Genomic DNA, 14,463 nt, shown 5'->3' on the forward strand with positions numbered 1-14,463 from the left:
CAAGGGAATGCAGGTGCAAACGGGATCGAGGCGTACCCAGGTGAGGATTGCTGCGGCAATCCTCGGCGGGATTCTGCTTGCCGCCACCGTGTTCACCTACCTGTCCTACGTGTCGGTGTTCAGCTCTACCGACAAGGTCACCGTTACCTCGCCGCGCGCCGGCCTGGTGATGGAGCAGGACGCCAAGGTCAAATACCGCGGTATCCAGGTCGGCAAGGTCAAGTCGATCAAGTACCAGGGCGACCAGGCCAAGCTGTTCCTGGCCATCGACAGCTCCGCCATGCATCAGATCCCGTCCAACGCCGCAGTGCACATTGCCGGCAACACCATCTTCGGGGCCAAGTCGGTGGAGTTCATTCCGCCGCCGGTGCCGTCCGGCGCGACGCTGCGTAACGGCGCGAACGTGCCGGCATCCGAGGTGCAGCTCGAGGTCAACACGCTGTTCCAGAAGTTGACCGATGTGCTGGACAAGATCGACCCGGTGCAGCTCAACGGCTCCGTCAGCGCGCTGGCCGAGGGTCTGCGTGGCAACGGCGACAATCTGGGCGGGCTGCTGTCCGGGCTGAACAGCTACCTCGGAAAGCTCAATCCGAAGCTGCCCCAGCTGCAGTCGGGCTTCGCCAAGACCGCCGTCGTCGGTGACATCTATGGTGACGCCGCCCCGGACCTGGCCACCACCTTCGACAACCTCCCGGCGATCAGCAAAACCCTGGTCGACCAGCGGGAGAACCTGAACAAGGCGCTGCTGGCGACGACCGGACTGGCCAACAACGGTTATGACACCTTTTCCCCGGCCGCCGACGATTTCATCGCCGGTGTGCAGCGGTTCCGTGCCATGAGCAGCCTGCTGGCCGAATACTCCCCGGAGTTCGGGTGCCTCCTCAAGGGCATCCAAAAAGCATTGGAGCGTTTCGGCCCGTCGCTGGGTGGTACCAAGCCGGCCCTGTATGTGCAGTCCAGCTTCATCCCGGGCGCACCGGCCTACACCTACCCGGAGAGCCTGCCGGTGGCCAACGCGACCGGCGGACCCAACTGCCGCGGATTGCCTGATCTGCCTAGCAAGCAGTACGGGGGTTCCTGGTTCCGGTCGCCGTTCCTGGTGACCGACAGCGCCTATATCCCGTTCCAGCCCAACACCGAGGTCCAGTTCGACGCCCCCTCCACAGCGCAGTTCCTCTTCAACGGGGCATTCGCGGAACGGGATGAATACTGATGTCGCCGCGCAGCACTCTGATCAAAGTCGCGATCTTCTCCCTGGCCATGCTGCTGGTCTCCGTCGGCCTGGTGCTGGTGTTCGGCGAGTTCCGATTCACCTCGAACAACACCTACCATGCTGACTTCGCCACCGCGTCCCGGCTCAAGGGCGGCCAGGACGTGCGGATCGCCGGCATACCGGTGGGCACGGTCAAGCGGGTTGAGTTGACTCCGGACAACCACGTCCGGGTCACCTTCGATCTGGACAAGCGCTACCAGCTCTACGATTCGACCCGCGCCCTGATCCGCTACGAGAACCTGGTCGGTGACCGGTATCTCGAGATCGCCTCGGGCGCCGGCGATATGGGCAAGCTGCCACCGGGGGGCACCATCGCCCGGGACCACACCCAGCCGGCACTGGACCTGGACGCCCTGCTGGGCGGGATGCGCCCGCTGCTCAAGGGCCTGGACGGCGGAAAGATCAACGAGATCAGCAATGCGCTCATCGAGCTGCTGCAGGGTCAGGGTGGCGCCCTGACCCAGATGCTGGCAAACACCAGTTCGTTTACCACCACGCTGGCCTCCCGTGACCAGCTGATCGGCGACGTGATCAACAATCTGAACACCGTGCTGGCCACCGTCGACGACAAGAGCGAACAGTTCGATGCCACCGTCGACCGCCTTCAGCAGCTGATCAGCGGGCTGGCCCAGGGCAAGGACGCGATCGCGGGCGCCATCGGACCGCTGGCCTCGGTCGAGAACGACCTGACCGATACCCTGCGCCGCACTCGACGGCCGCTGCAGGGCGTGCTCGAGAACGCGCGGCCACTGGCCACCGTGCTGGACAAGCGCAAGCAAGAGCTTAACGACGTCATCGACCCGTTGGAGGAGAACTACCTGCGCCTGAACGCGTTGGGCGCCTACGGCTCGTTCTTCAACATCAACTACTGCACCGTCGCGATGAAGTTCAACGGCCCCGCGGGCAGTGACATCATCCTGCCCATGGGCGGCCAGAACGACACCAGCAAGGGGAGGTGCTCTCCTGTCAAAGAGTGACGGCGTAAACCCGGTTCGCACGGGTCTTCTGGGCATCGCACTGGTGACGTTCCTGGTGATGGTGTCCTTCGGCTACACCAGCCTGCCGTTCTGGCCGCAGGGCAAGAACTATCACGCCTACTTCGCCGATGCCGGCGGCATCATCGCCGGCAATGACGTGACGGTGTCTGGCATCCGAGTGGGCAAGGTCAAGTCGGTGTCGCTGGCCGGGGCCAGCGCCAAGGTGGACTTCACTGTGGACCGCAAGGTCCGGGTGGGGGATCAGTCATTGGCCGCCATCCGTACTGACACCGTGCTGGGCGAGAAGGCGCTGTCGGTCACCCCCGCCGGTGCCGGCTCCGTTACCGCGATTCCGCTCGAACGCACCCGTGCTCCCTACACGCTCAACAACGCCCTGCAGGACCTCGGCGGCAATGTGCGCGATCTGGACAAGCCGCGCTTCGAAGAGGCACTCCAGGTACTCACCGACTCCATGCGCGAGGCAACGCCGCAGCTGCGTGGGGCGCTGGATGGGGTGGCCGCGCTGTCGCGCAGCATCAACCGCCGTGACGAGGCCTTGGGGCAATTGTTGTCGCACGCCAAGGTGGTGACCGGCGTGCTCAATCAGCGTGCCGGCCAGGTCAACCAGCTGGTGCTCGACGGCAACCAGCTGTTCGCGGCGCTGGACGAGCGCCGCCAGGCCCTCGGCGCCCTAATTGGTGGTATCGATGATGTATCGCAACAGCTTTCCGGTTTCGTGACCGATAACGAAAAGGAGATCGGTCCGACCCTCAAGAAGCTCAATCTGGTGCTGGACAACTTGATCGAGCGCGAGGACCGGATAGTCGGAGCGTTGGACCGCTTGCCCGGATACGCCACCACCCTCGGCGAGGTGGTGTCCTCGGGCCCGGGCTTCCAGATCAACCTGTACGGCCTGCCGCCGCCCACCATGTCGGAGGTGTTGCTCGACATGTTCTTCCAGCCCGGCAAGCTGCCCGACAGCCTGGCCGATTACCTGCGCGGCATGATCTCCGACCGCACTGTCATAAGGCCGAAGTCACCATGACACGCCGAACTTCACGGATCGTCCTCGCCGGGGTACTGGCCGTACTTCTGGCCGCCGCGGCCTACGTGGTGCTGCCCGCGCAGCGCAGCTACCGCATCACCGGCTACTTCGCCTCCGCGGTGGGCCTCTACCCGGGCGATGACGTCCGGGTGGTCGGAGTCCCGGTCGGCCGTATTGAGTCCATCGAGCCGCGTGCCGAGAACGTCAAGATCACCATGTCGGTGAACAAGGATGTGCCGTTGCCGGCCGATGTTCATGCGTTGCTGATGGCGCCGAATATCGTCTCGGCACGAGTCGTTCAACTGGCCCCGGCCTACACCGAGGGTGAAAAGCTCGCCGACGGGGCCGTACTGGGTGAAGATCGCACCGCGGTCCCGGTCGAGTGGGACGAGGTCAAGCAGGAGCTGACTCAGCTCAGCGCTCAGTTGGGCCCCGAGCAGGGCAAGCTCAACGGCGCGCTGAGTACGTTCGTCAACCAGGCCGCGGACACCTTCGACGGCAACGGCGACTCGTTCCGCAACGCACTGCGGGAACTGTCCACCACCACCGGACGTCTCGGTGACTCGCGCACCGACCTCTTCGGCACCGTCAAGAACCTGCAGGTCCTGATCGAGGCACTATCGGGCAGCAACGAGCAGATCGTGCAGTTCACCGACCACGTCGCAGCGGTGTCCGGGGTGCTGGCCGAGAGTTCGGTCGACCTGGACGTCACACTGGGCACCCTCAGCCAGGCGTTGCGCGACGTTCGCGGCTTCCTGCACAACAACAACGACGCGTTGATCGCGCAGGTCGACAAGCTGTCGCAGTTCGCCAAGACACTCTCGGATCAGAGTGACAACTTCGAGCAGGTTTTGCACATCACGCCCCACGGCCTAGTCAACTTCTACAACATCTACAACCCGGCCCAGGGCTCGCTGGCCGGCCTGCTGTCGCTGCCGGACTTTGCCAACCCGGTCCAGTTCATCTGTGGCGGTGTTTTCGATGTCGGCTCGGTCCCGGACAACTTCAAGCGGGCCGAGATCTGTAAAGAGCGGATGGGGCCGGTCATGCGCCGCTGGGCGATGAACTTCGTCCCGTTCCTGTTCCACCCGATCAACTCGATCACCGCATACAAGGGTCAGATCATCTACGACACTCCGGCCACCGAGGCGAAAGCGCAGACGCCGCTTCCGTACCTAAAATGGTTGCCCGCACCGGGTGTCACGCCGCCGAGCACCGATGACGTCGCCGCGCTGTTCATGCCGCCGCCGCTGCCGGGGCAACTGGGTACCCCGCCAGGCCCGACCGGGCCGGCTCAGCCCGGGGCCGGTGCACCACGGGAGGGCGGATGAGCGTGAAGTCTCTTGCCGGTGCGTTGCGGCGCGGCGGGCGGCGAAGTGCCTTGCTCGGTGCCGGAATGTTGGTGCTGTCGGGTTGTCAGTTCGGTGGGCTGAACTCACTGAACATGCCGGGAACCGCGGGCCACGGAAAGGGCTCATACACCGTCACAGTGCAACTGCCGGACGTGACCACGCTGCCGCAGAACTCGCCGGTGATGGTCGACGACGTCACGGTCGGAAGCGTCTCGGGTATCCGGGCCGTGCAGCAGCCCGACGGCAGTTTCTACGCCGCCGTGAAGCTGTCCTTGGACGGCGACGTTCAGCTGCCGTCCAACGCCATCGCCAAGGTCGCGCAGACGTCACTGTTGGGTTCCCAGCACATCGAGCTGGCCGAGCCGACAGACCAGCCGCCGGTGGGCCACCTCGCCCCCGGGGACGAGATACCGCTGAGCCGGACCGGGCGCTACCCCAGCACCGAAGAGGTGCTGTCGTCGCTGGGCGTGGTGGTCAACCAGGGCAATCTCGGTGCGGTGCAGGACATCACCGAAGAGGCCTACGCCGCGGTGGCCGGTCGAGCCGGCACCTTCGCCGAGCTGGTGCCGCGACTGGCCGAACTCACCGCGTCGCTGGACCACCAGGCACGCGACATCATCGCGGCCGCCGAGGGCCTGAATCGGGTCGGGGCGACGGTGGCTCGCAGCGCCCCCAGCCTGGCTCGTGCGCTCGACACCATGCCCGCGGCGTTGCAGGTGCTCAATGACAACCGCAGCAACATCGTCGATGCGTTCGGTGCGCTGCAGCGGCTGGCCGTGGTCGGATCGCGAATCATGAGCGAGGCCAAGGAAGACTTCGCGGCCGACGTCAAGGACCTGTACCCGATCGTGAAGGCGTTCGCCGACAATGCCAACGAATTGGTGACGGCATTCCCATTCATCCCGACGTTCCCATTCCCGTCGATGTATCTGCGTAACGCGGTGCGCGGCGACTTCCTCAACGTCTACGTCATCTTCGACATGACCCTGCGGCGGTTCGGCGAGACGGTGTTCACCACCGGCGGTTTCGACCCGAACATGCCGCACATGCACGACATCCTCAACCCACCCGATTTCTTGATCGGCGAGATGGCCAACCTGTCCGGGCAGGCGGCCGACCCGTTCAAGATCCCGCCCGGCACGGCTGCCCACTATGAGGAATGACCTGCGATGCTGACCCGCCTCGTTCGAATCCAACTCGGGATCTTCGCCGTGGTCACAGTGCTGGCCGTCGGTGCGATCTCGATCTTCTATCTGCACGCGCCGAGCCGGCTGGGCATCGGCACCTACACGGTGACGGCCGACTTCATCGGTGGCGGCGGCATCTATAAGAGCGCCAATGTCACCTACCGCGGCGTGACCGTGGGCCGGGTGGAGTCGGTCCGGCTCGGTGACAACGGTGTCGACGCCGCGATGCGCCTCAACAGCTCCACCAAGATCCCCGGCAATGTGACCGCCACGGTCAAGAGCATGTCCGCGATCGGCGAACAGTTCATCGATCTGGTGCCACCGTCGGGAGATCCGGCCGCGGGCGTGCTGCGCAACGGCGCGCGCATCGGTCAGGACCGTACCGCGATCGGCCAGGACATCGCCGGAATGCTTGACGAGGCACAGTCGCTGGTAAACAGCATCGGCAACAGCCGCCTGCGTGATCTGCTGCGCAGCGCCTTCGAAGGATTCAACGGGTCTGGCCAGGAGTTGGCCCGGATGATCTCGTCATCGCGGCAGCTGATCGATGAGGCCAATGCCAACTACGACGCGACGTCGACACTGATCGACCAGGTAGAGCCCTTCTTGGATGCTCAGATCCGCAGCGGGGACGACATCAAGAAGCTGTCCCGGTCATTGGCGGCGGTCACCACCGAGGTGCGCAAAGCCGACCCGCAGCTGCGTGAGGTGCTGCAGACCCTGCCCAGCGTCACCGACGAGGTCAACACCACCTTCGAGGGGATCCGGGCATCCTTTCCGACGCTGGCTGCCAGCATCGCGAACTTCGGCCGCGTCGGGGTCATCTACCGCAACTCCATCGAGCAGGCGCTGGTGGTGTTTCCCGCGCTGATGGCCGCGCTGATCACCGTCGCCGGCGGCACGCCGATGGACGAGGGCGCCAAGCTGGACTTCAAGATCGACATGCATGACCCGCCTCCGTGCACGGTCGGCTTCCTGCCGTTCACCGAGATGCGCACGCCGGCCGACGAGACGGTCCGTGATCTGCCCAAGGGGCTGTACTGCAAGGCCGCGCAGAATGATCCGACCGCGGTGCGCGGCGCACGCAACTACCCGTGCATGGAATACCCGGGCAAGCGGGCGCCCACCATCCAGCTCTGCCGCGATCCGCAGGGCTTTGTCCCGATCGGCAGCAACGCCTGGCGCGGCCCGCCAGTCCCGTATGACACCCCGATCACCGACCCGCGGATGCTGAATCCGATGAATAAATTCCCGTACATCCCGCCGTCTGCGGACTACGACCCGGGCCCTCCGGTCGTGGCGCTGCCGCCGGGGGTGCCTGCGGGACCGGGACCGGCACCCAACCCGCCGTTCCCGCTGCCGTACCCGCCGAACGAGCTCGGCCCCAACCCGCCGGCGCCGTGGCCGTACTACGCGCCGCCGGACCAGAACATGCCGACCAGCCCTGGCGGCAACGGGGGCCTGCCCGCCTACGGACGTGACCCCGCGCCGGGACCGGCTGCCGGTCCGGCTCCGGGGCCGCTGCCTGCCGAGGCCAACGGTGTCGCCTACAGCACCTACGACCGGTCCGGCAAGTTCGTGGATCCGGTCGGCAACAGTGGCGTGTTCGTCTCCGGCTCAGACAAGTGGCTGCCCGCGGAGAACTGGGCTGATCTGATGCTCGCGCCGAGGCAGACGTGAGCGGACCCGACGACGCGAAGGTCCGGCGCCGGGCCTCGCGGGCTGCGGGACCAGCGGGGGAGGCCGGTGAGACGACGCCGACCGCGGTACGGATTCCGCCACCCAGCCGCGCTGCGGTACGGGCGGTCCGGCCGGCCGGACCACCGCCGCGGCGGCAGCCCAACGCCGGCAAGACAGCGCAACTGGCGGGTGTGGTTGGACTGGCGGCGTGGGTCTTGTTGGGCGGGATGGTCGCCGTACTCGGCGTGCAACACCGGCATGCCGATGCAGCACACCAGCGCGATCAGCGATTCGTCGACACGGCGGTGCAGACGGTGCTGAATATGTACACCTATACGCCCGACACCATCAACGAGCAGGTGGATCGCTTCGTGGCCGGCACCAGCGGTCCACTGCGCGACACGATGGCGGCCAACTCCGAAAATCTCAAGGCCTTGCTGCGAGAGACCAAGCACAGCTCTGAGGCCGTCATCAATGGCAAGGCATTGGAGGGCATCGACAACGTCGCCGGCAACGCGTCGGTGCTGGTGGCGATACGCGCTACCGCCACTGATGCGGACGGAGTCAATAAGCCCTCGCAGCCCTACGCGTTGCGGGTCATCGTGCATGAAGACGGCAACGGCGATATGACCGCATACGACCTGAAGTGGCCGGGGGGCAGCGGATGACACGGCGGTGGATGTGGCTGGCCGTCCTCGTGGGAGTTCTCGGTGGGTTCGTGGGTCTGGGAGCTGCGGCGGGATCGCTGTATTGGAGCCGAGTCGAGGCGCGTGGTGAGCAGACGACACGCTCGGAGTTGGTCAGGCTGACCGCCGATGAGATCCCCAAGGTCTTGGGCTATGAGTACAAGACGGTGGAGCGCAGCCTGACCGAGACCTACCCGCTGTTCACCGGGGACTATCGCCGCGAGTTCGAGGCCCGCGCCATGAACGAGATCATTCCGCAGGCCCGCGAGAAGCAGTTGGTGAACCAGGTCGACGTCGTCGGCGTCGGCGCCATGGCTGCCCGCCGGACGTCGGGCTCGGTGCTGGTGTTCGTCAACCGCACCGTGACGGGCAAGTCCAAGGAGAAGTACTACGAGGGCAGCCGCCTGCGGGTTGATTTCCGCAAGATCGACCGCAAGTGGCTGATCAGCAATATCGCGCCGATCTAGCTGAAAGGATGAGCGCCATGGGGAAACTCGTTCGTGGGCTGGCCATCTTGGCTGCGGCGATGACGGCGGCCACCGGCCTGGCGGTCCAGGCCGGCGCCGATGACGACGCGATACCGGAAGGAACGATCGAGGGCGTCTACACCTACAACGACGGTGTCAAGACGGCGACCTGGAAGATCTACCCGCTGTGCGTGCCGACGGTGGGTGACGGCCGGGTTCCGCTGCACACGGCGGTGGGCTGCAAACTGCAGGTCGAAAGTAACGGGCCTCCGGGACAGGCTGGGGCATACCGGTTGGCCAACGGTCGGTGGACCTACAAGACCCCGTTGCTGGCGGGCACCAGGTGCTCGAACGGCGGCACTGCCGGCAGCGAGGAGATGTATCAGTTCGATCTGTCCCTCAACGGCACTTACACCACCTCCCACAACGCGGTGTGCGGGCTGCAGCCCGGGTTGGAGAAGCGGCCGTTCACGCTGACCTTCGTATCGCCGCTGCCGGTCCCGGTCATCCACTATCCGCTGAATTGCCAGGACAACCCAATCCACCTGTGCAGCTGAGTGTCACCGGCCGTTGGGCATTACTCCGCGGAGTCGGCGAGTGCACCAAGGAAGGAGCGGGCCCAACGGTCTACGTCGTGGGCCAGCACCTGACGGCGCAGCGCCCGCATCCGCCGGCGCCCTTCTTCAGGAGTCTGGTTGACCGCGGCCTCGATAACATCCTTGACGCACTCGAGGTCGTGCGGGTTGACCAGGTAGGCCTGGCGTAATTCTGCTGCAGCGCCGGTGAATTCGCTGAGGACCAAGGCGCCGCCCAGGTCGCTGCGGCAGGCCACGTATTCCTTGGCGACCAAATTCATCCCGTCGCGCAGCGGGGTCACCAGCATGACGTCGCTGGCCACGAAGAATGCGATCAGTTCGTCGCGGGGGACCGGGCGGTGCAGGTAGTGCACCACCGGGTGGCCGACCTCGCTGTACTCGCCGTTGATATGCCCGACTTGGCGTTCGATGTCGTCGCGCAGGATCTGGTAGCTCTCCACCCGCTCGCGGCTCGGCGTCGCCAGCTGCACCAGCACGGTGTCGTCGCGCTTGGCCCGTCCCTCAGCCAGCAGCTCGTTGAACGCCTTGAGCCGGACGTCGATGCCCTTGGTGTAATCCAGGCGGTCCACGCCGAGCAGAACCTTGCGCGGATGACCCAGCTCGGCCCGAATCTCCTTGGCGCGCCGCCGGATCCCGCGTTCCCTGGCCTTGCGGTCGAGTTCGCCGGAGTCGATCGAGATGGGGAAGGCGCCCACCCGGACCGTGCGGTCGGTCAGCCGCACCTCACCGAACCGGCTGCGCACCCCGACCGACCCTCGCGAGGTGACGGCGCCGGCCAGATTGCGGGCCAGGAACAAGAAGTTCTGGGCTCCGCCGGCCAGGTGAAAACCGACCAGGTCGGCGCCGAGCAGGCCGTCGACGATCTCGGCGCGCCACGGCAGCTGCATGAACAGCTCCACCGGCGGGAACGGGATGTGCAGGAAGAAGCCGATAGTCAGATCTGGCCGCAGATCGCGCAGCATCTTGGGCACCAACTGCAATTGATAGTCCTGGACCCACACCGTGGCGCCAGGCGCGGCGGCGCGCGATGTGGCCTCGGCGAAGCGACGGTTGACGTCGACGTAACGGTCCCACCACTGCCGGTGGTAGATCGGTTTGACGATCACGTCGTGATACAGCGGCCACAGGGTGGCGTTGGAGAAGCCCTCGTAGTACTCGGCGATATCGGTGGTGTCCAGCGGAACCGGATGCAGCCGCAGGTCCTCGATGTCGATCGGCCCGTCGGGCGCCTCCAGGCTGCCGGGCCAGCCGACCCAGGCGCCGCGGCGCTTACGCAGCAGGGGCTCCAGCGCGGTCACCAATCCGCCGGGGCTGCGCTTCCACGCCGTCGTACCGTCGGCGAGCACCTCGATGTCGATCGGCAGCCGGTTGGCCACGACGACGAAATCGGACTCCCCCCGCGGCGCCGACTCCGGCATCTACGCTCCGTTCTTGTCGGGTGTTGCGGGCCCGATCCCCAGCATGGACAGGAACACCCGACACTCGTCGGCGTCCTCGGCGTAGGCGGCAACCACTCGCCGGGCCTGGCGCGCGGTGCTGTCGGCCAGCGGTTCCACGTCCTCGATGTCGGCGGGTTCGGATTTAGCAGGCATGACTCGACTCTAGCGAAGTGCGCGCTGTGTCACACCTGCCTCGGGCAGCTCAGGCCGGCCGCCGTAGCCTGTGAAGCGAAGACGACGAGGGCGGAGGCAATGGTCACATCGGACACCGCATCGCAGCAGGCCGGCGACAATACGGATCGCCTGGTCGACTACGAAACGCTCGACGACGGGCGTATCGCCCGGATCTGGCTGAACCGCCCCGACGTGCACAACGCGCAGAATCGCACCCTGCTGGTGCAGCTCGACGAGGCATTCGGCCGCGCCGAGGCCGATGACGCCGTCCGGGTGGTGATTCTGGCCGCGCGCGGCAAGAACTTCTCCGCCGGTCACGACCTGGGGTCCGAAGCCACGCTGCTTGAGCGGCGTCCCGGGCCGGCGCAGCACCCGACGTTCCAATCCCACGGCGCCACCCGGGAGCCGGTCGTGGAGAAGACCTATCTGCAGGAGTGGCACTTCTTCTTCCAGAACACCTGCCGGTGGCGCGACCTGCGCAAGATCACCATCGCTCAGGTGCAGGGCAACGCCATCTCTGCCGGACTGATGTTGATCTGGGCCTGCGACCTGATCGTGGCCGCCGACAACGCCCGGTTCTCCGACGTGGTCGGGGTGCGGCTGGGCATGCCCGGCGTCGAGTACTACGCCCACCCCTGGGAATTCGGCCCCCGCAAGGCCAAGGAGCTGCTGCTGACCGGGGACTCGCTGGACGCCGACGAGGCGCACCGGCTGGGCATGGTCTCCAAGGTGTTTCCGACCGACGAGCTGGCGGACAAGACGCTGGAGTTCGCCCGGCGCATCGCCAAACTGCCCACCATGGCCGCGCTGCTGATCAAGGATTCGGTGAACGGCGCCGCCGATGCGATGGGCTTCACCGAGGCGCTGCGGCACGGCTTCCACATCCATCAGCTGGGTCACGCGCACTGGTCGGCCCACAACGAGAACCGCGCCCCGCTGGGGTTGCCCCCTGACGTCGAGGACTGGCGTACCGCCGGGCCCACCGCCGTGGCCCGCCGCGACCAACCCTGAGCTGGGGGCCGGAGGCATGGTTCGATAGGTAGAACCTGTTTCAGTTTCGACGTGAGGGGTCGGTGTGCAGCTTTCCTTTGAAGACCGCAGCTACCTGGTCACCGGCGGCGGCAGCGGGATCGGCAAGGCCGTGGCCGCCGCGCTGGCCGCCGCCGGCGCCGATGTCCTGATCGTCGGACGAGACGCCGATCGATTGGCGAATGTGGCCGCCGAGCTCGGCGAGAGGGTTCGCCACCTGCCGACCGACGTCACCGACGAGGACAGCGTGATCGCCGCCGTCGATGCCGCCGTGACCAAACACGGCCGACTGCACGGCGTGGTGCACTGCGCGGGTGGCTCGCTGACCATCGGGCCGATCACCCAGATCGACTCGGAGTTGTGGCGGCGCACCGTCGACCTCAACGTCAACGGCACCTTGTATTTGCTCAAGCACGCCGGCCGGGCGTTGGTGCGCGGCGGCGGCGGCTCATTCGTCGGGATCTCCTCGATCGCGGCCAGCAACACCCACCGCTGGTTCGGCGCCTACGGCCCCACCAAGTCGGCGCTGGACCACATGATGCAGCTGGCCGCCGACGAGCTGGGTGCCTCCTGGGTGCGGGTCAACAGCATCCGTCCCGGCCTCACCCGCACCGAGCTGGTCGCCCCGATCCTGGACTCGCCCGAGCTCAGCGAGGACTACCGCATCTGTACGCCGCTGCCGCGGCCCGGCGAGGTCGAGGACGTCGCCAACCTGGCGCTGTTCCTGCTCAGTGACGCGGCCGGCTACATCACCGGTCAGGTCATCAACGTCGACGGCGGGCAGATGCTGCGCCGCGGCCCGGACTTCTCGTCGATGTTGGAACCGGCGTTCGGGGCCGATGGGCTACGGGGAGTCGTCGAAGGTTAGCGGCCCGCCGGGCGGTAACGACGCCACGATCCCGCCCGGGCCGAGCGCGACACTCTCAACGGCGTCGTCGTCGGCAAGCATGGTCTGCACCACGTCGCCGCGGCAGACGTCGGCCACTGTGCGTGCCGCGGTGGCGCCGCGCTGAACCAGGGCGTCCACCTTGACCGCTGACCGGTTATAGGCGGTCACGGTGTGACCCGCCGCGAGTAGGTTGGCGGCCATGCCGCTTCCCATGTTCCCGAGTCCGATGAATCCGATGTGCATGCTGTCCACCTTGCCCGGTATGCCTATACGACGGAACGCAACGGTTGAGGAGGGCGTCTCATGGGCGTTTACGCGGTAACCGGGTCGGCATCCGGCATGGGCCGCCAGGCTGCGGACAAGCTGCGGGCGGCCGGTCACACCGTGATCGGGGTCGACCTGCGCGACGCCGACGTCGTCGCGGACCTCTCGGGTCCCGGCGGGCGCGCGGCGGCCGCCGAGCAGGTGCTGGCGTTGTGTGGAGGTCACCTGGACGGCGCGGTGCTGGCCGCCGGTGTCGGCCCCACTCCACGGGCGACGGCGCTGATCCTGCAGGTCAACTACTTCGGGGTGGTCGACCTGCTGCAGGCGTGGCGACCGGCGCTGGCCGCCGCGCCCGGTATCGCCAAAGTCGTCGTGGTTGCCAGCAATTCGACCACCACGGTGCCGGCCGTACCGCGGTCCGCGGTACATGCGCTGCTGGCCGGCAAAGCGAACAAGACGGTGCGCCGGTTGCGTCTGTTCGGCCCGGTCGCGCCGTCGTTCGCGTACGCCGCGTCGAAGATCGCGGTATCGCACTGGGTACGCCGTAACGCCGTCCAGCCGTCGTGGGCAGGGGCAGGTATCCGGCTCAACGCGCTGGCACCCGGAGCGATCCTGACGCCGTTGCTGGAAAAGCAGCTCGCCACACCGGCCCAGGAGAAGGCCGTCCGCAGCTTCCCGGTCCCGGTCGGCGGCTACGGGGATCCCGCCCAGTTGGCAGACTGGATGCTGTTCATGCTTTCCGAAGCCGCCGACTTCCTCTGTGGCAGTGTGGTATTCGTTGACGGTGGCTCGGACGCCTACTTCCGCGCCGACGACTGGCCGCGCAGTCTGGGCATCTCGCGGGTACCGCGCTACCTGCTGCGGATGAGGTCGTTCGCGAGGACGTCGAAACTCAAGCCGGTCGAGACGCAACGGCCGTCAGTCCCGGGTCCATCAGAGGCGAGTTAACGTAAACGGGTAGCTCAGCACTCCGCCGGGCGCTCCATTGCAGCCGACCTCAAACGAGGATGTCAAGGTGCCTTGCAGTGTCGCGGCGTCCCACGAGTACACGTCATGTGTGGGGATTACGGGACCGTAATAGACGTTACCGCAACGCAATCCATCAGGAATGTCGACAGCCAGCGTGTATCGGCCATCGGCGAGGCGGGCGTCGCCGGAGTATTCGAAAGCTTTGGCCACGGGCATCGGGACCGCTTGGATGTGGGCGCAGTCATCCGCTGCCGGCAAGCAGTGCGATACCGCCCAAGCCCAGGTGTGGAAGTCGTAGCGGTCGGGCAGGATGAGTTGGTAGTTCGCGAAGAACGGTTCGGCATTGCCTGGGGGGCAAGCGAGTGCCCCGGCTGTTGCCACCGCTGCGAGCGCGCACAGCAGACCTGTGGCCTTCATTCTGGTCCTCCGTCGGTTG

The 14,463-nt window shown here is 66.4% G+C and carries 15 protein-coding genes and 1 pseudogene; 12 read left to right on the forward strand and 4 right to left on the reverse strand.

What is annotated here, in order from left to right:
* Nucleotides 1–7 precede the first annotated feature (7 nt).
* The 9 genes from N416_RS0111370 to N416_RS0111410 are packed head-to-tail and all read left to right on the forward strand — an operon-like array spanning nucleotide 8 to nucleotide 9,224.
* The gene (locus tag N416_RS0111370; RefSeq protein ID WP_024442230.1) at nucleotides 8–1,213 is read left to right on the forward strand and encodes an MCE family protein; all 1,206 of its coding nucleotides are present in this window, start codon (nucleotides 8–10) and stop codon (nucleotides 1,211–1,213) included.
* Nucleotides 1,213–2,250: an MCE family protein gene (locus tag N416_RS0111375; protein WP_024442231.1), complete on the forward strand. Its 1,038-nt coding sequence runs from the start codon at nucleotides 1,213–1,215 to the stop codon at nucleotides 2,248–2,250. The genes N416_RS0111370 and N416_RS0111375 overlap by 1 nt, the downstream gene beginning before the upstream one ends.
* Nucleotides 2,237–3,295, forward strand: a complete 1,059-nt coding sequence (locus N416_RS0111380; protein ID WP_024442232.1) for an MCE family protein — start codon at nucleotides 2,237–2,239, stop codon at nucleotides 3,293–3,295. The genes N416_RS0111375 and N416_RS0111380 overlap by 14 nt, the downstream gene beginning before the upstream one ends.
* Nucleotides 3,292–4,626, forward strand: coding sequence for an MCE family protein (locus tag N416_RS0111385; protein ID WP_024442233.1), 1,335 nt, complete (start codon nucleotides 3,292–3,294; stop codon nucleotides 4,624–4,626). Before N416_RS0111380 ends, N416_RS0111385 begins: the two co-directional genes overlap by 4 nt.
* Nucleotides 4,623–5,810, forward strand: coding sequence for an MCE family protein (locus tag N416_RS0111390; RefSeq protein ID WP_036457728.1), 1,188 nt, complete (start codon nucleotides 4,623–4,625; stop codon nucleotides 5,808–5,810). The genes N416_RS0111385 and N416_RS0111390 overlap by 4 nt, the downstream gene beginning before the upstream one ends.
* Nucleotides 5,811–5,816: 6 nt before the next feature.
* Nucleotides 5,817–7,514, forward strand: coding sequence for an MCE family protein (locus tag N416_RS0111395; protein ID WP_024442235.1), 1,698 nt, complete (start codon nucleotides 5,817–5,819; stop codon nucleotides 7,512–7,514).
* Entirely contained in the window at nucleotides 7,511–8,182 is a 672-nt protein-coding gene (locus N416_RS0111400) for a hypothetical protein (RefSeq protein ID WP_024442236.1), read from the forward strand. Before N416_RS0111395 ends, N416_RS0111400 begins: the two co-directional genes overlap by 4 nt.
* Entirely contained in the window at nucleotides 8,179–8,667 is a 489-nt protein-coding gene (locus N416_RS0111405; RefSeq protein WP_036457744.1) for a hypothetical protein, read from the forward strand. The genes N416_RS0111400 and N416_RS0111405 overlap by 4 nt, the downstream gene beginning before the upstream one ends.
* Nucleotides 8,668–8,684: 17 nt before the next feature.
* Complete coding sequence (locus tag N416_RS0111410; RefSeq protein WP_024442238.1) at nucleotides 8,685–9,224, forward strand: hypothetical protein; 540 nt, start codon at nucleotides 8,685–8,687, stop codon at nucleotides 9,222–9,224.
* A gap of 20 nt (nucleotides 9,225–9,244) precedes the next feature.
* On the opposite strand, the gene N416_RS0111415 is transcribed toward N416_RS0111410, so the two are convergent.
* Both N416_RS0111415 and N416_RS23545 read right to left on the reverse strand, forming a co-directional pair.
* A complete protein-coding gene (locus N416_RS0111415) occupies nucleotides 9,245–10,681 on the reverse strand; it encodes a trehalose-6-phosphate synthase (protein ID WP_024442239.1) in 1,437 nt (478 codons plus the stop codon).
* Entirely contained in the window at nucleotides 10,682–10,855 is a 174-nt protein-coding gene (locus tag N416_RS23545) for a hypothetical protein (protein ID WP_164517933.1), read from the reverse strand.
* 99 nt (nucleotides 10,856–10,954) lie between these two features.
* Here N416_RS23545 and N416_RS0111425 point away from each other — a divergent pair, with 99 nt between their 5' ends.
* Entirely contained in the window at nucleotides 10,955–11,887 is a 933-nt protein-coding gene (locus tag N416_RS0111425) for an enoyl-CoA hydratase (protein ID WP_024442240.1), read from the forward strand.
* A gap of 64 nt (nucleotides 11,888–11,951) precedes the next feature.
* The gene (locus N416_RS0111430) at nucleotides 11,952–12,773 is read left to right on the forward strand and encodes an SDR family oxidoreductase (protein ID WP_024442241.1); all 822 of its coding nucleotides are present in this window, start codon (nucleotides 11,952–11,954) and stop codon (nucleotides 12,771–12,773) included.
* 6 nt (nucleotides 12,774–12,779) lie between these two features.
* Here the strand turns inward: N416_RS0111430 and N416_RS0111435 are convergent.
* Nucleotides 12,780–13,037: pseudogene (locus N416_RS0111435) on the reverse strand (NAD(P)-binding domain-containing protein); the annotation flags it as partial.
* 60 nt (nucleotides 13,038–13,097) lie between these two features.
* On the opposite strand from N416_RS0111435, the gene N416_RS0111440 reads away from it, so the two are divergent.
* A complete protein-coding gene (locus N416_RS0111440) occupies nucleotides 13,098–14,006 on the forward strand; it encodes an SDR family oxidoreductase (RefSeq protein ID WP_024442243.1) in 909 nt (302 codons plus the stop codon).
* Here the strand turns inward: N416_RS0111440 and N416_RS22580 are convergent.
* Nucleotides 13,992–14,444, reverse strand: a complete 453-nt coding sequence (locus tag N416_RS22580; protein ID WP_081654539.1) for a hypothetical protein — start codon at nucleotides 14,442–14,444, stop codon at nucleotides 13,992–13,994. The genes N416_RS0111440 and N416_RS22580 overlap by 15 nt on opposite strands.
* Nucleotides 14,445–14,463 lie beyond the last annotated feature (19 nt).

Source organism: Mycobacterium sp. UM_WGJ (assembly GCF_000455125.1).
Classification (GTDB): domain Bacteria; phylum Actinomycetota; class Actinomycetes; order Mycobacteriales; family Mycobacteriaceae; genus Mycobacterium.

Coding starts and splice junctions, on each gene's coding strand:
- N416_RS0111370 (WP_024442230.1), top strand. CDS start 8: ATGCAGGTGCAAACGGGATCGAGGCGTACCCAGGTGAGGATTGCTGCG.
- N416_RS0111375 (WP_024442231.1), top strand. CDS start 1,213: ATGTCGCCGCGCAGCACTCTGATCAAAGTCGCGATCTTCTCCCTGGCC.
- N416_RS0111385 (WP_024442233.1), top strand. CDS start 3,292: ATGACACGCCGAACTTCACGGATCGTCCTCGCCGGGGTACTGGCCGTA.
- N416_RS0111390 (WP_036457728.1), top strand. CDS start 4,623: ATGAGCGTGAAGTCTCTTGCCGGTGCGTTGCGGCGCGGCGGGCGGCGA.
- N416_RS0111395 (WP_024442235.1), top strand. CDS start 5,817: ATGCTGACCCGCCTCGTTCGAATCCAACTCGGGATCTTCGCCGTGGTC.
- N416_RS0111405 (WP_036457744.1), top strand. CDS start 8,179: ATGACACGGCGGTGGATGTGGCTGGCCGTCCTCGTGGGAGTTCTCGGT.
- N416_RS0111410 (WP_024442238.1), top strand. CDS start 8,685: ATGGGGAAACTCGTTCGTGGGCTGGCCATCTTGGCTGCGGCGATGACG.
- N416_RS0111415 (WP_024442239.1), bottom strand. CDS start 10,681: ATGCCGGAGTCGGCGCCGCGGGGGGAGTCCGATTTCGTCGTCGTGGCC.
- N416_RS23545 (WP_164517933.1), bottom strand. CDS start 10,855: ATGCCTGCTAAATCCGAACCCGCCGACATCGAGGACGTGGAACCGCTG.
- N416_RS0111425 (WP_024442240.1), top strand. CDS start 10,955: ATGGTCACATCGGACACCGCATCGCAGCAGGCCGGCGACAATACGGAT.
- N416_RS0111440 (WP_024442243.1), top strand. CDS start 13,098: ATGGGCGTTTACGCGGTAACCGGGTCGGCATCCGGCATGGGCCGCCAG.
- N416_RS22580 (WP_081654539.1), bottom strand. CDS start 14,444: ATGAAGGCCACAGGTCTGCTGTGCGCGCTCGCAGCGGTGGCAACAGCC.